Source organism: Flavobacterium sp. 2, assembly GCF_049949195.1.
Taxonomy (GTDB): domain Bacteria; phylum Bacteroidota; class Bacteroidia; order Flavobacteriales; family Flavobacteriaceae; genus Flavobacterium.
In genome coordinates this window covers 613058-630434 of sequence record NZ_CP188206.1, presented here as the reverse complement: position 1 = coordinate 630434, position 17377 = coordinate 613058, and the positions used below count along the sequence as shown (strand labels likewise).

Here is a 17377-nt window from a genome sequence, read left to right as displayed (position 1 = left end):
AACAACAATTAAAGTATAAAAAATGCAAATGAAAAAATATACTAAGGCTATACTTTTTTTAGGAATATCATCATTTTTCACACTTGCGATTAATGCACAAAACCAGGTTCACAATAACGTAGATCCTATGATTGGTTCTGAAGGTGTTGGTAGGGTTTTCGTCGGACCTTCTTGTCCATACGGAATGGTAAAACCGAGCCCGGATTGTACGGTAAATTCAAACAGCGGATGGCTTGCTTTGCCAAAAGAAGTAACAGGATTTAGTCAAGTTCATGTTAGCGGAACGGGTGGAGGTCCTAAATATGGGAATATCCAAATTATGCCATTTTCAGGAACTTTAGACAAACTGGATCAAACTTCGTATAGAGCTGAAGAAAATGTAAAATTGGGATATTATGAAACTGTTTTCAAAGAAAATAATATCAAAACAGAAATAACAACAGCTGAAAAAGCTTCGTTTTACCGAATTACGTATCCTAAAAATGCATCTAAAGATTTAAAAATCGATCCGGGTTTTTTCTTGGGAGAATCACCTGAACCAGACGGAAGAGAAGCGCAGCAGTTTGTAGGTTCACAAATCGAAATTGTTTCCGATCATGAAGTTCGAGGCTATAGTAGAATTCGTGGCGGATGGAATAACGGGCGTGCTTATACGGTTTATTTCTGGGCTACTTTTGATCAGCCAATTGCAAAATACGTTACTTGGAAAGATGGAAAATTTTATAGCGATAAATCGGCTCAATTTGATTCTGGGAAAAAAACAGCGGCATTGCTTTCTTTCGGAAAAGAAGGAAAACAGGAATTGAATGTAAAAATCGGAATCTCGTTCCTGAGCGAATTAAAAGCAAAAAATAACATTGAGGTTGAAATTCCGCATTGGGATTTTAATGCTGTATTAACAAGTTTAGAAAATAAATGGGAGCTTTTGTTAAGCCGAATCAAACTGTCCTCAGATACATCTTTGGAGTATAAAAAAATGTTTTATACAGGCTTATACCACACTATGCTCGCGCCAGTAAACAGAACTGGCGAAAACCCTTTATGGACGAACGATGAGCCTTATTACGATGATTTTTATTGCATTTGGGATACTTTCAGAAGTTCAAGTCCTCTGATTTCATTAATTGATTCTAAGCGCCAAGTTGAAATTGTAAATGCGATGCTGAATATTTACAAAAGAGACGGTTATATGCCCGAAGGCAGAAGCGGAAATGATAATGGCCGTACACAAGGCGGTTCTAATGCTGAGGTTGTCGTGGCAGATGCTTTTGTGAAAAACCTTAAAGGAATTGATTACGAATTGGCATTAAAAGCAATGTTGAAAGATGCTACTGTTCCTCCCGGAGGAAATGAAGAAAAAGAAGGAAGAGGAGGATTAATGGAATATTTACGTTTGGGTTATGTGCCTTATAATGTTCCTCGAGCAGGAAATATGACGATTGATTTCTCCTATAATGATTACAATATTGCGACTGTAGCAAAAGGATTGGGTTATAATGATTTATATAATCAGTACATGAAACAAGCTGACAGCTGGCAAAATTTATGGCGTTCTGATTATGAAAATAATGGAGCCAAAGGATTTATTATGCCAAAAGATGCTTCAGGAAATTGGCTGGATGATATTGTTTTTGGAGAATCAAAAATTCAAAAACCAACATTTAGATATACTCCCGTAATTATTGAGTCGCCTTGGTATGTTTGTCATTGGTGCGTGTTTTTCTACGAAGCAACTTCTTGGGAATACTCCTTCAGCATTCCTCATGATGTACCTGAACTTGTTCGCAAATCAGGAGGTGAAGAAGCTTTCAAAAAGAGACTGGACATCTTTTTTGATTCAAAATTGTATAATGTTGCCAACGAACCTTCCTTTTTAACGCCTTGTTTGTATCATTGGATAGGAAAACCGTATTTGAGCAGTGATAGAATTCACGAAATTATCACGAATAATTTCAATACTTCTGCTGAAGGTTTACCTGGAAACGATGATTCGGGAGCAATGTCTTCATGGCTTGCTTTTCACATGATGGGATTATACCCAAATGCTGGTCAGCCGTATTATTTGCTGAACGTGCCATTTATTAAAGAAACAACTATTCAATTGGAAAATGGAAATCAGTTTAAGATTACGGCTAAGAATATGAGCAATAAAAATAAATATATAAAGTCGGCAACTTTAAACGGAAAACCATACAGCAAAGCATGGATTTCTCACGATGATATTATGAAAGGCGGGGAACTAAGTTATGAAATGGACTCAAAACCTTCAAATTGGGGAACAACAATTTTACCGCCAAAAAAATAAAATATTCAGCACATGAAAAATACAATTTTAGCAATCCTTTTTTGTGCAATATTTCAATTAGGATTTTCACAAAATTACGTTCCTTCAATTAAGAACAATACAGAGTTAAGTTACGTCTGCAAATTGCATGGACAAACACGATCTTTAACACTCTTAACCAAAACGGCGAAAGATACGCTTGTGTTTGATTTAGAAACAAGAGGAGTAAAAAGCAGTATTATTATAAGCCAAAAAGCATTAAAAAATGGAAATGCTTTAAGTTTTAATCAAGGCGAATTTTCACCTGTTTTAGCATTAAAACCTAATGAGACATTTTTTATGATTTCTCAATCAACTTATCAGGATTTAGTAAAAAACAAGAAGTTCGTTTACAATAATACTACGTATGTTTTAGATGAAAAAACAGATAATGGCAATGTGATTTTAGATGGAAAAACAATTGATGCTTATCACGTTTTAGCTCAAATTGATAAAACCGAAATGTGGATTATCAAGAATCCGGATTTTCCTTTAATCTGTAAAATAACCGAAAATCCTTTAGGAATAAATTTTACGCTTGTGAAAATTGTAGATAAATAATTTATCAAAAAAAAAGAACCATCTGACCAATGGTTTTACAATTCGGCACACAAACTATTAACTATCACAACCAAAATGAGATTTTATGAAAAATCAAATGAGCCGTGGAGAATTTCTTAGGCTAGGAAGCCTTTCGCTGGCAGGAACTTTAGTAAGTGACTTAGCTTTTGCCAATGATTTTTTTTCAAATAATAATCCTTCAAAAGAAGATTTTTTATTGATGCAAAAGCTCATTTTGAGCAATGATGCCAAAGTTAAAACCTTATTAAATAAAGAGCTGACAGAACCGGGAATCAGAATCAGTAATTTTCGCCCAATAGCAGGTGCTGTTACAGTTTTGGCAGCTTCGATATCCAATTCAAAATCCGAATATTATAAATCAGAATCTGTAGCTCAAAAGTTAAATCAGGTTGTTGATATTTTATTAAAAGAACAATACAGTGATGGTACACTTGACGCCGGAGGAAACAGACAATCGCCTCCAGATACTGCTTTTATTTTAGAATACATTTGTCCAGCAGCAGTTTTACTAAATAGTAATAAACAAAAAGAGCTGACAGAGATAAAAGACAAATTAAAAAAGTTTATACAGAACGCCGGTGAAGCAATGACAACCGGCGGTGTTCACACTCCAAATCACCGATGGGTAATTTGTGCGGCTCTTGCAAGTATAAATTCACTTTACCCAGATAAAAGATATGTGCAAAGAATTGACCAATGGCTCGCCGAAGGAATTTATCTCAATGAAGATGGACATTATTCAGAGCGAAGCGGAGTATATTCTGCCGTAATTGACAAAGCACTAATTACGATGGCACGATTGCTGAATCGTCCGCAGTTATTGGATATCGTAAATAAAAATTTGACTACTTATTTCTATTACACCGAAACAAATGGCGATTTGGTAACAGTTGATTCAAAAAGACAGGATCAATTTATGAATATCAAAGTAAATAAATTTTATCTGCAGTACCGTTACATGGCTATTCATACCAAGAATCCGATGTTCGCGTACATGGTTAAACTTATCGAAAGTCTTCCAGAATTTACCAGTGATATTCTTCCAGATTCTTTAGCGTTTTTTATGGAAAATCCAGAGCTCCAAAGAGAGATTCCTATTGAAGGCAAAGTTGCAAATGATTTCGAAAAATATTTTGCAGTTTCAAATTTAGCGAGAATCAGACGCGGAAAAGCTTCGATGACATTATTTGGAGGAAATGATAAACCTTTGCAAGTTGTTTCGGGAAGATCTTCAAATCCAAATTTTTTGATGTATCGAAAAGGCGATGCAATCTTAAAATATATGCGTCTTTCTACTTCATTCTTTAGATTGGGATATTTTAGCAGTGACGGAATTGTAAAAGAAGGAAACAAATATATTTTGAAAGAGACTAAAGAAGGCGATTATTACCAGCCTCTTGCGCCAGAATTTCGAAAAGCCGATGGCGATTATAAATTATCACCTTCGCCAGATGGCCGTTTTTGGAATAAAATGGATTTTGATTCGCGAGTTAACAGCAATGTAAAATTGCAAACTACAGTAATTGAAATCACCGAGAATAATGGCACTTTAAATTTAGATTTTAAAGTAGAAGGTCCGCCAAATGTTGAAGTTACCATTGAAATGTGCTTTAGTGAAAGAACTATAATTAAAGGAGCAGAACAGGATGTAAAAAAGAACTATTTTCTAAAATCTGGATCTGGAGAAATTGTAGCCAATGGAAATACAATACAATTTGGTCCCGGAAAATGTGAGCATTATAATGTAGAAAATTTAGACAGCGAAGAATATACCTACCATCAAGGCAGTCTGCGTACTAGTGGAGAACATGTTTACATTACCGGATTTACACCGTTTTATCACAAAATGACTATTTCTTGAGAAATCGTTTGCGTAATAGTGAAAGTATTAAAATGTTAGTTTAAATTTACGAGAATTAAACTTTAAACTATAAATAATTGAAATTATGAAATTATCATTGATGACCGCCCTTATGTTTAGTTGTGTTTGTTTTTCACAAAATAAAACCGACACAAGTTTGTATATGAAGTCTGATAAAATTACCTATTTGACTGACATAGGCTCAGAATCAGGTGATTTATATCAAACAATTGGACATCACGGACCAGCAGTCGAAAATGAATGGATGGCTTTGAGAATATATTTTAGTGATAAAGTGGCAATCGATGTTTATTCTAAAGCAAAACCAGGTTTAGAATTGAAAGCGGCACATTGGTATCCAACACCAGAACAGCAAAAGGAAGGTTGGGGAGCTGATTATTATAAAGTGGCATCAACTGTAGGATTAGGAGGTGTAAAACTTTGGGATGGAGAAAAATTAGTTCCATTAAATCCGGTAACAAATCGTTTGGCACGCGTTGGAAAAACAGATACAACTTCATGGATGGAAATGATTTCAAAAGGAGTTCCGTATAAAGGAAAAAAAGTGGATATTTTAGTTCGTGTAACTGTATTTTCAGGAAAAAGAGAAGCTAAAGTTGAAGCTGTTAGTTTAACTGGAGAAAAAGTGCAATTTGCTACTGGAGTAAATTATTTTAAAGATTTTCAAACTAAAAAAGGAGCAAATTATATTGCTGTTTGGGGAAAACACCCTGAAGATGTTGCCGCCGAAGTTATTGAAATTGGAGCTGCAATTAAATATAATCCTAAAGATTATGAAAAAACGAAAGATGATGGAACACAGTATCTGCTAATTTCTAAACCAACTAAAAATTTAGAAACCCAAATCATTTCTTCAAGCGCCAGAGAACAAGAATTAAACACTTTGGATAAATTGGAAGCCTTCATAAAATAGTGTAGTGACGTTTCGTTGTGCAAATGTTTAAAACATAGGTTTATATAAAAAATATGAATGTCTGCTTAGCATACTAATAACTTAAAAAGCACGCAGATAACGCGGATTAAACGGATTTTCACCGATTTAATATAAAAATCCGTTTTTATCAGTTTAAATCCGTGTCATCCGTGTCATCCGTGTGCCATTTTAAAAATTAGTACAAATAACGAATAGTCATAAAAAAGAATAAAATTACATGCTTAGAATATCGTGCTTAATATTGCTTTTGTTTGCCTTGCATGGATGTAAAATTAAACAACCAGAAGAAAGAAAACCGCAACAAATTGCTTTTATTGCCGATGCGCATTTAGGTGACATTTTCGGGAAATTTCAGGATAATAATTATCAAGGAATTAAGAATCCTATGACTGGCGAATATGCCAATATTAGAACGATGAACTCACAAGTGCATTCGACCCGAATATTCAATGAAAATTATTTTGCCTTTATTGCGGCTCTGGACGATATTGCAAAAAGAGGCATTAAACAAGTTGCGCTTCCGGGTGATTTCAGCGATGACGGGCAGCCCGTTCATATACGTGGATTAAGAAAAATTCTTGATTCTTATTCAAAAAAATACGGGATATCATTTTTTGTAACAACCGGAAATCATGATGCTCCAAAACCGTTTGCTCAGGACGCCGCTAAAACTGATTTTTTGGGAAAAGATGGGAACGAACAAATTATCAGCAGTTCTAAAACTATTTTAAAAACGAAAGAAAATCAGTTAGAACCCATTATTACATCTGATATGAAAAATGGAGGCTACAAAGAGACTTTGAATGAAATGGCTAGTTTCGGATTCTTTCCAAAAAAAGAATATTTGTATTGGGAAACTCCTTTTTCAAATTATTCATATGATAATTATAATTTTGATAAAGCAGTAAAAGAATCGGCATTAGAAAAGCGAATTTATGCTGTAAAAGACACCAATTTATTTCTTCCGGATGCAAGTTATTTGGTTGAACCAACAAAAGGAATATGGCTTTTGGCGATTGATGCAAATGCTTATGTTCCAAACGAAAAGTTATCGGGTTTATCCAATAATCCGAATGATTTTTCGGGAGCAAGCATTGGTTATAATAACGTTCTTATTTATAAAAAACATTTGATTGAATGGATTAAAAAAGTTTCGGCGGAAGCCAAACAAAAAGGAAAAATTCTGATTGCTTTTAGTCATTATCCAATGGTTGATTTTAACGATAATGCTTCGACGGAAATGAAGCAGCTTTTTGGTTCAGATAAAATGCAATTATCAAGAGTTCCTGCAGAAGAAGTGGCGCAAATATTTGCGGATGCAGGCATTCAGATTCACTTTGGCGGACACATGCATATTAACGATACTGGAGTGAAAACATCGGCAAACGGCAATACATTATTCAATATTCAGACGCCATCATTGGCAGCTTACAAACCAGCTTATAAGATACTTACCATACATTCAAATTCTGATTTTGAGATAGAAACTGTAGTGGTTGGTTCTGTTCCAAAATTTAGTAGTTTGTTTCCTTTTTATGAAGCAGAATATGCGCATTTACAAGATATAAAAAGCCTAAATATTTGGAATAAAGATATTTTGAAAACCAAAAATTATGAAGATTTTACACAATGGCATTTAAAAGAATTAGTACGTCTTCGATTTTTGCCAGAAGATTTTCCGACCGCATTTTTAGCGTCGTTTGCAAATCTTTCAGGTAAAGATTTATTAGAGATCAATAAAAATACTTCAGAAATAGAAAAAGAAATATCGGCGAGTAATTTAGCGCTTCAAAATTTTGAATCATGGAAAGGTCGGGATATGATTTTTGATTTTTACAGATTAAAAAATGCAGATGAATTAGCGGCTCCCGAAATTGGTTTAAACAGATTGAAACAATATGAAATCGTCTGCAAACAACTTGAAAAATCTAACGATGAAAAACTGATTTTATGGGCAAAAATATTTTTAAAAACAATGAACAGCCAGCCTTCAAATCATTTTAAAATCAACTTAAAAAATAACACAATTGAGCGCATAAAACCTTAAATGAATCTTAAGATTTTTAATGCTTAAAAATAATTAGCTTGCATATATAATTCCTTTTATGAAACAGAATTCCTTTATATTATTCTTTTGTTTGATTATTGGTTATTATTCTCATTCTCAGAATATTAAATTTGATCATTATAATGACAACAACGGACTGTCACACAACTCTGTGCGCCATATTGTTCAGGATAAAAAAGGTTTTTTGTGGTTTGGGACTTTCTCTGGGCTGAATCGTTTTGACGGATATCAGTTTAAAAAATACATGAGTTCTTCACCAAGCGAAAACAGATTGCATAATGATGATATTACGGCTTTAGATCTCGATGAAAGTTCAAACATTTTATGGATTGGTACTAGAAAAGGTCTGACACGTTACAAAATTGATACTAATGAATTTACAACATTTTTGCCTCAGACAAACAATCCAAAAAGTTTGCCTGATGAAGAAATTAGAGCAGTACATGTAGATAAATTCAAAAGGATTTGGGTAGGAACCAAAACCAAAGGAGTTTATATCTTTTTTCAAAAAGAAAACCGTTTTGAGAAAGTTTCGATTCCGGGATTTCAATATGTAAATGAAATTTTTGAAGATAAAAACGGCGGAATCTGGGTTGGAAGTTATGAAACCGGATCGGTCGCAAAAATTACTTTAGATGCGAAAGGTGAAATTGTTCGCATAAATAATTATACTTTATTGGTTCCCAATTCAGCAGAAAAAAATCCATACATCAATTTTATTTATGAAGATGCAAAATCGGATATTTTTATAGGAACCCGCGAAGGTCTTTATAAACTGGATAAAGCAGCAAATAAGTTTGTAAATCTTTATATTGAAAATAAAGAAATCAGAAATAATTTAGGGCCATATTTCTTGTCGGTTGCCAAAGCTCCAGATGGAAAATATTGGGTTGGAACACTTGGTGGTTTATTGGTTTGCAATCAGTTAGAAGACATTCAAAAAGGAAATTACAAATGGTATTATTCGATATTGTCTGATGATACTTCGATAGTTGACAATTTGGTATCGGCTTTATATTTTGATGCTTCAGGCGTTTTATGGATTGGAACCGAAGATGGATTGGACAAATATGATCCGTATGAAAACCAATTTATTCTCAATAAAGATATTTCGCATTATATTGGAAATCAGTCTCCTAGAATTAGAGGGTTTGCAAAAACTTATGATGGAAAAGTAATTGTCGAAACAAGACACGACGGGCTTTTTATATCTACTGCAAAAGGTTTTGCACCATTATACAACAACAAAAAAGACATGGTAAGTATTTATTCTGATGACGGAAAAATATTTTACTGCGGACTCTGGAATGGAAATGTTTTGGTGTATAATTATGTGACGAATTCTTCAAAAGAAGTAAATGTTGGGTTTAATACGACACCAGTTTTTGCTTTTAGCAAGATTGGAGATCAGACCATTATGATTGGCTCTTTTGGAGAAGGAGCTGTGATATTGAATACGCAAACATTGCAAGTACAAAGTGCTACGGGTAAATTGCTTCCTGGTTTTCAAATTAATGCCATTGAAAAAGACAAAAACAATAATGTCTGGATTGCGACTGAAACCGGCGTAGCAAAATACAATACAAAAACAGGTAATATAAAAATCTATAAATCGCTTTATGCTAAAGAAAAAGGCATACCGCATGATGATAATATTAGTGATGTTTTAGTTGATAGTAAAGGGAGAATCTGGGCTTCAACGCGTGTTGGGTTATGTCTTTATTCCGCTTCAAAAGATAATTTCATTCCGCTTACAAATCCGAAAGAATTATCTGGAAACTGGATAACCGATATGTTATCAGACAGTAAGGGAAATTTGTGGCTAAATATCAACAACAATACAGTAGCAAGACTTAATTCGAATTTAAAAGATGTAAACGTTTATCATGTAAAAAGTGGCAACAGATTAGATGTTTTTAGTTCAAGTAGTTTTTTCAACTTTAATAGTTCCAATATTTATTTAGGGACTAAAAACGGCATTATTTATTTTTCGTTGGATAAAATAATCAATAATAAATGGTCGCCATCGCCAGTAATTACCGAATTTAAAATTCAGAATGAAGAGATTGTTCCGGGAACGGAAATTAACGGACAAGTACCGCTTTCATCTGATTTGAATTACAGCAAAAAGATAGAACTGAATTATAAAAATCGCGATTTTTCACTCCAATTTTCAACGCCTTCTTTTACAAACGAAAAGCTCAATAAGTTTGAATATATGTTGGAAGGTTTTGATAAAGATTGGATTACGACTAATAGCAGTTCGAGAACGGTTCAGTACACCAATCTTTATCCGGGAACTTATACTTTTAAGATCAGATCAAGTAATAGCGATGGACATTGGAGCAAAGTAGTTTCTTATGAAATCGTAATTCAGCCTCCTTTTTGGTTAACGCCATTTGCTTTATTTCTGTTTCTAATACTTTTGTCGGTTATCTTTTATTTTGTTCGAAAAGAAATTAGAAACCGTATTCGCTTAAAACAAGAATTATTGACTGAAAAAATTAAGCGAGAACAGGATATTAAACTCAACAATGAAAAGCTTCGTTTTTTTACCAATATTTCACACGAATTAAGAACACCTTTGACTTTAATTTTAGGCCCCGCCAAACAATTATTAGAAGAAGGAAATGCAAGCGATTACCAAAAAAGCAGATACAATTTGATTCATCAAAATGCAAGTCGAATGCTGAATCTGGTAAATCAGGTTTTGGATTTTAGGCGCGCTCAGGCTGGCGAATTAAAACTTAAAGTTTCGGAGACAGATATTATTTCGTATTCAAAAAACATCTTTGAATCGTTTAAAGAACTGGCTTACAATAAAAACATCACATTAAATTTTAATACCGAAAACGAAAATCTAACGGGCTGGATTGATAATGATAAGTATGATAAAATTTTATACAATCTATTATCCAATGCTTTAAAGTTTACCAATAAATTCGGAAATGTAGATTTGTTCATGAGGCTTAAAGATGGAGAAGAAGGCAGATTAATTATTGAAGTAAGTGATGATGGAATTGGAATTCCGTTAAAAAGTCAAGAGAAAATTTTCAAGCGTTTTTATCAGGTTAAAGGCAATAAGGATCAAAATACGGGATCTGGAATTGGTTTATCATTGGTGAAATCTTTAGTGGCGCTTCATAAAGGAACAATTAAATTAGAAAGTACAGAAGGTGAAGGAAGTATCTTCACTGTTGAATTGCCAATCGATCGCAGTTGTTACAGTGATAAAGAAGCATTTGAATTTGTGTTGAAAAATGATAATCAGAGCATGTCTATTCCGGAGAAAACGGTGAAAAAAATTCTCCAGAATACAGAACTAAAACAGAAAATAGTAGTCGTAGAAGACAATACCGAACTAAGAAAATATCTGGTAGATTATTTATCTGATTATTACAAAGTCTACGAAGCCGAAAACGGAATGGAAGGTCTGAAATTATGCAGACAAATTAAACCAATCCTTTGTGTGGCAGACGTTATGATGCCCGTAATGGACGGACTAGAATTTTGTGAGGAATTGAAAAGAGACGAATTTATCAGTCATATTCCGGTTATTTTATTGACTGCGCTTTCTGAAAATGATGATAAGGTTCGTGGTTACGGAGTTGGTGCCGACGGTTATATTGTAAAGCCGTTTGAGCCTTCATTGCTAAAAACGGTGATTGAAAATATTATTAAATCGAGATTAGAGTTAAAAGAAAAATTCTCAGGCGAAGTAGAAAGTAAAGTGGGTTTGCTTACACATTCTCCTATTGATGAAGAATTTATGGAAAAAATCACAGGTTTGATAAACGATAATTTGAGCGAGGTTGAATTGTCTACGGAATTCCTTTGTGATAAATTAGGTGTAAGTTCTTCAAAACTCTATCGAAAAATTAAAGAGCTTACAGATTTGGCTCCAAACGAATTTATTAGAACCATACGATTGAAAAAAGCTGCACAACTTTTGAAAACAAAAAGATACAATGTTTCTGAAGTTACAGAATTAGTTGGCTTTAATGATCCTCTTTATTTCAGCCGCTGTTTTAAAAAGCAGTTTGGTTTCCCGCCAAGCAAGTTAATTACGGGTTGATTTTGTAATGTATTGTAAATCAATTAATTTGGTTAGAATCTATCCATGTTTTTGACGAATTAGTCCATTTAATTCTCTAATTGATAGTATATTTTTGTGTAGTAATCTTTAAATAAAACAACATGAAAAAGATAATAGACACAGATAAACCGCTAAAGAATTTGGATGAATGGGAAGACGATTTACTAATACGTTATCCTGATCCAGCTGAAAATATAAAAGAGAAAGAAGAGTTTAGAAACTATGTCGATTCCGAAAGAGTAGAAACTGTTAAGGAGTTTTACAGAATGAATCACACGTATCAGACTTATGATTTTGTTTGCAGCAAAGAAGAAGAATTTTTGCAGTTTAATAAAAAGAGTTTGTCTATTTGGGAAGCGGTTGAATTTTTAAACACACTTGTTGACGATAGTGATCCAGATATTGATTTAGATCAAACGCAGCATCTTTTACAGACTTCAGAAGCTATCAGAGCAGATGGGCACGAAGACTGGTTTGTTTTAACTGGTTTTTTGCATGATCTTGGTAAAGTTTTATGTTTGTTTGGAGAACCGCAATGGGCTGTTGTTGGAGATACTTTTCCTGTAGGCTGTGCGTATTCAGATAAAATTGTTTATCCAGAATTTTTCAAAGACAATCCAGATTACACAGATAGTAGGTTTAATACCAAATTAGGAATTTATACTGAAAATTGTGGCTTAGATAAAGTAAAAATGAGTTGGGGCCATGACGAATATTTGTACCAAATCATGAAAGATTATTTGCCAGATCCAGCTTTATACATGATTAGATATCATTCATTTTACTCACAACACAGAGAAAATGCCTACGCACATTTGATGAATGAAAAAGATGTAGAAATGTTTGAATGGGTTAAAAAATTCAATCCATACGATTTATATACAAAAGCACCTGTTAAGCCAGATGTAAAAGCCTTGCTTCCATACTACAAAGAATTAGTCGCTAAATATTTGCCGGAAAAACTGAATTTTTAGAATAAAAATCACAACATTTTTAGATTAAGAGCTTCTTCCTGCAGGGTTTCAAAACCTTGCAGGTGTAACTCTTTATGGTTTCATATAAAAGAATAATAATGAAGAATATAAGAACTAGAATAATTTTATTGACCCTTTTTGCCATTTGGAGTTCTATTGTTTTTGGACAAGAAAAAAACAGTAGAAACGATTGGGAAAACCCTGAAGTATTTCAGATAAATAGGGAGCCAGCGCGTGCATCATTTCTGCCTTATGCAGATGAAGCATCGGCAATAAAAGATATTTATACTAGTTCGCCTTGGTATTTTTCATTAAATGGAAATTGGAAATTTTCCTGGGCACCAACACCAGACGAGCGCCCAAAAGATTTTTATAAAACAGATTTTAATACCATAAATTGGAAAGAGATTTCGGTGCCTTCAAATTGGGAACTTAAAGGATACGGAATTCCAATTTATACCAATATTACATACCCTTTTGAAAGAAATCCTCCTTTTATAAACCATTCTGATAATCCGGTTGGATCTTATAAAAGAGATTTTATTTTGCCGGAAAACTGGAAAAACAGACATGTATTTCTTCATTTTGAAGCAGGAACTTCGGCCATGTATGTTTGGGTTAATGGAGAAAAAGTGGGCTACACCGAAAACACAAAAAGCCCCGCCGAATTTGATATTTCAAGATATTTAAAACCAGGAAAAAACAGCGTCGGTGTTGAAGTTTACAGATGGAGTGATGGTTCTTACCTTGAAGATCAGGATTTTTGGAGACTTTCGGGTATTGATCGAAATGTTTATTTGTACAGTACAGATCACATTCGGATTTCCGATTTTTTTGCAAAACCGGATTTAGATGCCAATTATAAAAATGGAAGTTTAAATGTTGATGTGAGTTTAAAAAACCTGACTTCAAACAATGTAAACAATCAAAAATTAGAAGCCAAATTGGTTGATGCTTCGGGAACAACTGTTTTTACTAAAGAGCTAAAAGTCAATTTCGAAGGAAATAAAATTCAGACAATCAATTTCTCCCAAGATGTATCAAGTCCAAAATTATGGAGCTCTGAAGCACCTAATTTGTACAATTTGGTTCTTACTCTAAAAAATGAAAAAGGAAATGTAGTAGAATCTGTTTCTACTGAAATTGGTTTCAGAAAAGTAGAACTCAAAAACGGGCAATTGCTTGTAAATGGAGTGAGAATTATGTTTCACGGCGTAAATATTCACGAAACAAATCCTATTACCGGTCATTATCAGGATGAAGCAACGATGATGAAGGATATCAAATTGATGAAGCAATTCAATATCAATGCAGTTCGTCTTAGTCATTATCCGAACAATGTTTTATGGATGAAACTTTGCAACAAATATGGTTTGTATTTAGTCGATGAAGCCAATATAGAAAGCCACGGAATGGGGGTCGAGGGACAACCTCTTATTTGGATGAATCCAAAAACTAATCCAGGTCATCTTCGGGAATGGTACAATGCTCACATGGACAGAATTTACAGTTTGGTCGAAAGGGATAAAAATGCACCTTCAGTAATCATTTGGTCTTTAGGAAATGAAAGTGCGAACGGGCCAGTTTTTCATGATGCTTATAAATGGATAAAAAACAGAGACAAAACCCGATTGGTTCAGTTTGAACAAGCAAAAGAAAATGAAAATACAGATGTCGTTTGTCCGATGTATCCAAAGATTGAATATATGAAAGAGTATGCTTCACGCAAAGAAGTGACACGACCTTTTATTATGTGTGAGTACTCGCATGCCATGGGAAACAGCAACGGAAATTTTCAGGAATACTGGGATATTATCCGCGGAAGTAAAAATATGCAAGGCGGATTCATTTGGGATTGGGTTGATCAAGGATTTGAAGCGAAAGACGAAGTAGGCCGAAAATACTGGGCTTACGGAGGCGATTTAGGAAGCCAAAATTACACAAATGATGAAAACGACTGTAATAACGGATTGCTTTTACCTGACAGAACACCAAATCCGGCGGCATTTGAAGTAAAAAAAGTATATCAGGATATTTTATTTCATGCTGTTGATGTTAAAAATGGAGTGATTAAAATAACAAATGATTTTGGGTTTACAAATTTGAGCAGTTACAACTTTAATTACCAAGTTTTAGAAAATGGAAAAGTCATAAAAGAAGGTCAGATTGAGGTTGATTTAAATCCGAAATCTGAAAAAGAATTTAAAATTAATTTGCCGAAAATAACTGCTAAATCAGGTTTTGAATATTTATTGAATGTTTTTGCAAATACTAAAACAGGTTCTGAATTAATGCCTCAAAATTTTGAAATAGCAAGAGAACAATTTGTTATCGAAGGTGGAGATTATTTTACACAAGCAGTTCAAAAGAATTCATCTTCAAGTATAAAAGAAGAAAAAGCAGAATTTGTTTTAAACGCTGCAAATGTTGTAGTTAAGATTAGTAAAACAACAGGACTGATTACATATTACAGCTCAAAAGGCGAAGAATACTTTAAACAATATCCAGAACCTAATTTTTGGAGAGCTCCGACAGATAATGATTTTGGAAATAAGATGCCTATAAAATCAAATGTTTGGCGAACTGCTGGCAATAATTATACTATAGAATCAATTCAGCAAACAGAGGAAAATGGAAAAAATTATGTTGTTGCAAAGCTGAAACTTAATGACGTTTCTTCAGATTATACCATTAAATATTCTTTGAACAATGATGGCGCTTTAGAAGTATTTCCATCTTTCAAAAGAGGAAATAATCCAATACCAGAAATGCCTCGTTTCGGAATGATTTTTTCTTTAAAAAGTGACTTCGAAAACCTTGATTATTACGGAAGAGGCCCCTGGGAAAATTATCCTGATCGAAAAGATTCGGCATTAAAAGGAATTTATCAAAGCAAAGTAGCTGATCAGTATGTGTCTTACACACGTCCACAGGAAAACGGATACAAAACTGATGTTCGCTGGTTTAAACTTTCAGACAAAAATGGCAACGGACTTGAAATAAAAGGTTTGCAGTCTTTAGGAATGAGTACACTGAATAATTATCCGAGTGATTTTGATCCGGGTTTGACAAAAAAGAATCAGCACATCAGCGATATCACACCAAGAAAAGAAATTGTAGTATGTACCGATTTGACTCAACGAGGTTTAGGAGGGGATACAAGTTGGGGAGCATATCCGCACGAGCAATATTTATTAAAAGCAAGTGAATACAGCTATGGCTTTATAATAAAACCAATTAAATAATAATAAAGTAAAAAAATAGTCGAGGCTTAGGTCATCGACAGAAAATATGCATATAAAGAAGTAACGTATGACTAATAATATCACAAATGGAAGATTAACTTCTTTAGACGCGCTAAGAGGGTTCGTGATGTTTTGGATCATGAGCGGTGAACATATCATTCATGCTTTGGCGAAAGCCGCTCCAATTCCAGTTTTTGTCTGGATGTCGTCGCAATTACATCATACAGAGTGGGATGGGATTACATTTTATGATATGATATTCCCTGTATTTCTATTTGTAGCCGGAGTTTCAATGCCATTTTCGTTCGAAAAGAAAATGAAAATCGCAGGTGTAACATCTCCAATGGAATTGCCGTCAAGCGAAAAAAGAAAAATATATCTGTCTATGTTAAAACGGACTTGTATTTTATTGATTTTAGGATTTGTGGTCAATGGAATATTGCGTTTTGACGGATTTGATCAAACCCGTTTTGCAAGTGTTTTAGGACGCATAGGACTTGCATGGTTTTTTGCAGGTCTGATCTTTCTGAATTTTGATTTAAAAAAGCAAATATACTGGTTCATAGGTATTTTGATTGGTTATTTTTTAGCAATGAAGCTGATACCAGTTCCAGGTTTTGGAGCTGGTATTTTAACCAAAGAAGGTTCTTTAGAAGGATACATTGACCGACTTTTCTTGCCAGGACGACTACATAGTCAGGTTTATGATCCCGAAGGATTATTCTCAACTATACCAGCCATTGCAACAGCTTTGCTTGGAATGTTTTTGGGAACATTTTTGAAAGCAAAAAATGATTTTTCGATAAGTCAAAAAATATTAATGATGATCGCCTCAGCAATTATTTTGATTGTTATAGGGCTTTTATGGGATTATAGTTTTCCAATTAACAAACACTTGTGGTCAAGTTCATTTGTGTGTTTTGTTGGTGGATTCAGTATTTTATTTTTTACTTTTTTTTACCTCACAATTGATGTTTTAGGTTTTCATAAGTGGGCATTTCCTTTGCTATTAATTGGCTCAAATTCGATTTTGATTTATATGGCATCAGAAGGATTAGTAGATTTTAAACATACGGCAGATTATGTATTTGGAGGTCTTATTAAATTCTCTTCATTAGATTGGCAGCCTGTTTTTACAACTATATCTGTCACAATTGTACAGCTAGCTCTGCTTTATTTTCTGTACAAGCGAAAGTGGTTTTTAAAGGTTTAAAAATGATAATCATAAATTTTATCATTTGACTAAAAACAAAGCTTTACTATACTAACCAAC

At 33.7% G+C, this 17377-nt stretch carries 9 protein-coding genes; all 9 read left to right on the top strand.

All coding sequences use genetic code 11. The annotated features are described in order from the left end of the window. The first annotated feature begins 28 nt into the window (after positions 1 to 28). Entirely contained in the window at positions 29 to 2305 is a 2277-nt protein-coding gene (locus tag ACNFIH_RS02605; RefSeq protein ID WP_426485358.1) for a GH92 family glycosyl hydrolase, read from the top strand. A gap of 12 nt (positions 2306 to 2317) precedes the next feature. Further along, positions 2318 to 2884: a hypothetical protein gene (locus ACNFIH_RS02600; RefSeq protein WP_426485357.1), complete on the top strand. Its 567-nt coding sequence runs from the start codon at positions 2318 to 2320 to the stop codon at positions 2882 to 2884. Positions 2885 to 2969: 85 nt separating this feature from the next. Beyond that, on the top strand, positions 2970 to 4766 hold the full coding sequence (locus ACNFIH_RS02595) for a hypothetical protein (RefSeq protein WP_426485356.1): 1797 nt from the start codon (positions 2970 to 2972) through the stop codon (positions 4764 to 4766). A gap of 163 nt (positions 4767 to 4929) precedes the next feature. Continuing rightward, positions 4930 to 5700, top strand: coding sequence for a DUF4861 family protein (locus tag ACNFIH_RS02590; RefSeq protein ID WP_426485355.1), 771 nt, complete (start codon positions 4930 to 4932; stop codon positions 5698 to 5700). 238 nt (positions 5701 to 5938) lie between these two features. Then, on the top strand, positions 5939 to 7768 hold the full coding sequence (locus ACNFIH_RS02585; protein ID WP_426485354.1) for a metallophosphoesterase family protein: 1830 nt from the start codon (positions 5939 to 5941) through the stop codon (positions 7766 to 7768). 58 nt (positions 7769 to 7826) lie between these two features. After that, positions 7827 to 11864 (top strand): hybrid sensor histidine kinase/response regulator transcription factor, encoded by a 4038-nt coding sequence (locus tag ACNFIH_RS02580; RefSeq protein ID WP_426485353.1) that lies wholly within the window; start codon positions 7827 to 7829, stop codon positions 11862 to 11864. A gap of 122 nt (positions 11865 to 11986) precedes the next feature. Beyond that, positions 11987 to 12859: an inositol oxygenase family protein gene (locus ACNFIH_RS02575; RefSeq protein ID WP_035644309.1), complete on the top strand. Its 873-nt coding sequence runs from the start codon at positions 11987 to 11989 to the stop codon at positions 12857 to 12859. A 98-nt stretch (positions 12860 to 12957) separates the two neighbouring features. Then, a complete protein-coding gene (locus ACNFIH_RS02570) occupies positions 12958 to 16104 on the top strand; it encodes a glycoside hydrolase family 2 TIM barrel-domain containing protein (RefSeq protein ID WP_426485352.1) in 3147 nt (1048 codons plus the stop codon). Positions 16105 to 16171: 67 nt separating this feature from the next. Continuing rightward, entirely contained in the window at positions 16172 to 17317 is a 1146-nt protein-coding gene (locus ACNFIH_RS02565) for an acyltransferase family protein (protein ID WP_426485351.1), read from the top strand. The last annotated feature ends 60 nt before the right edge of the window (positions 17318 to 17377 follow it).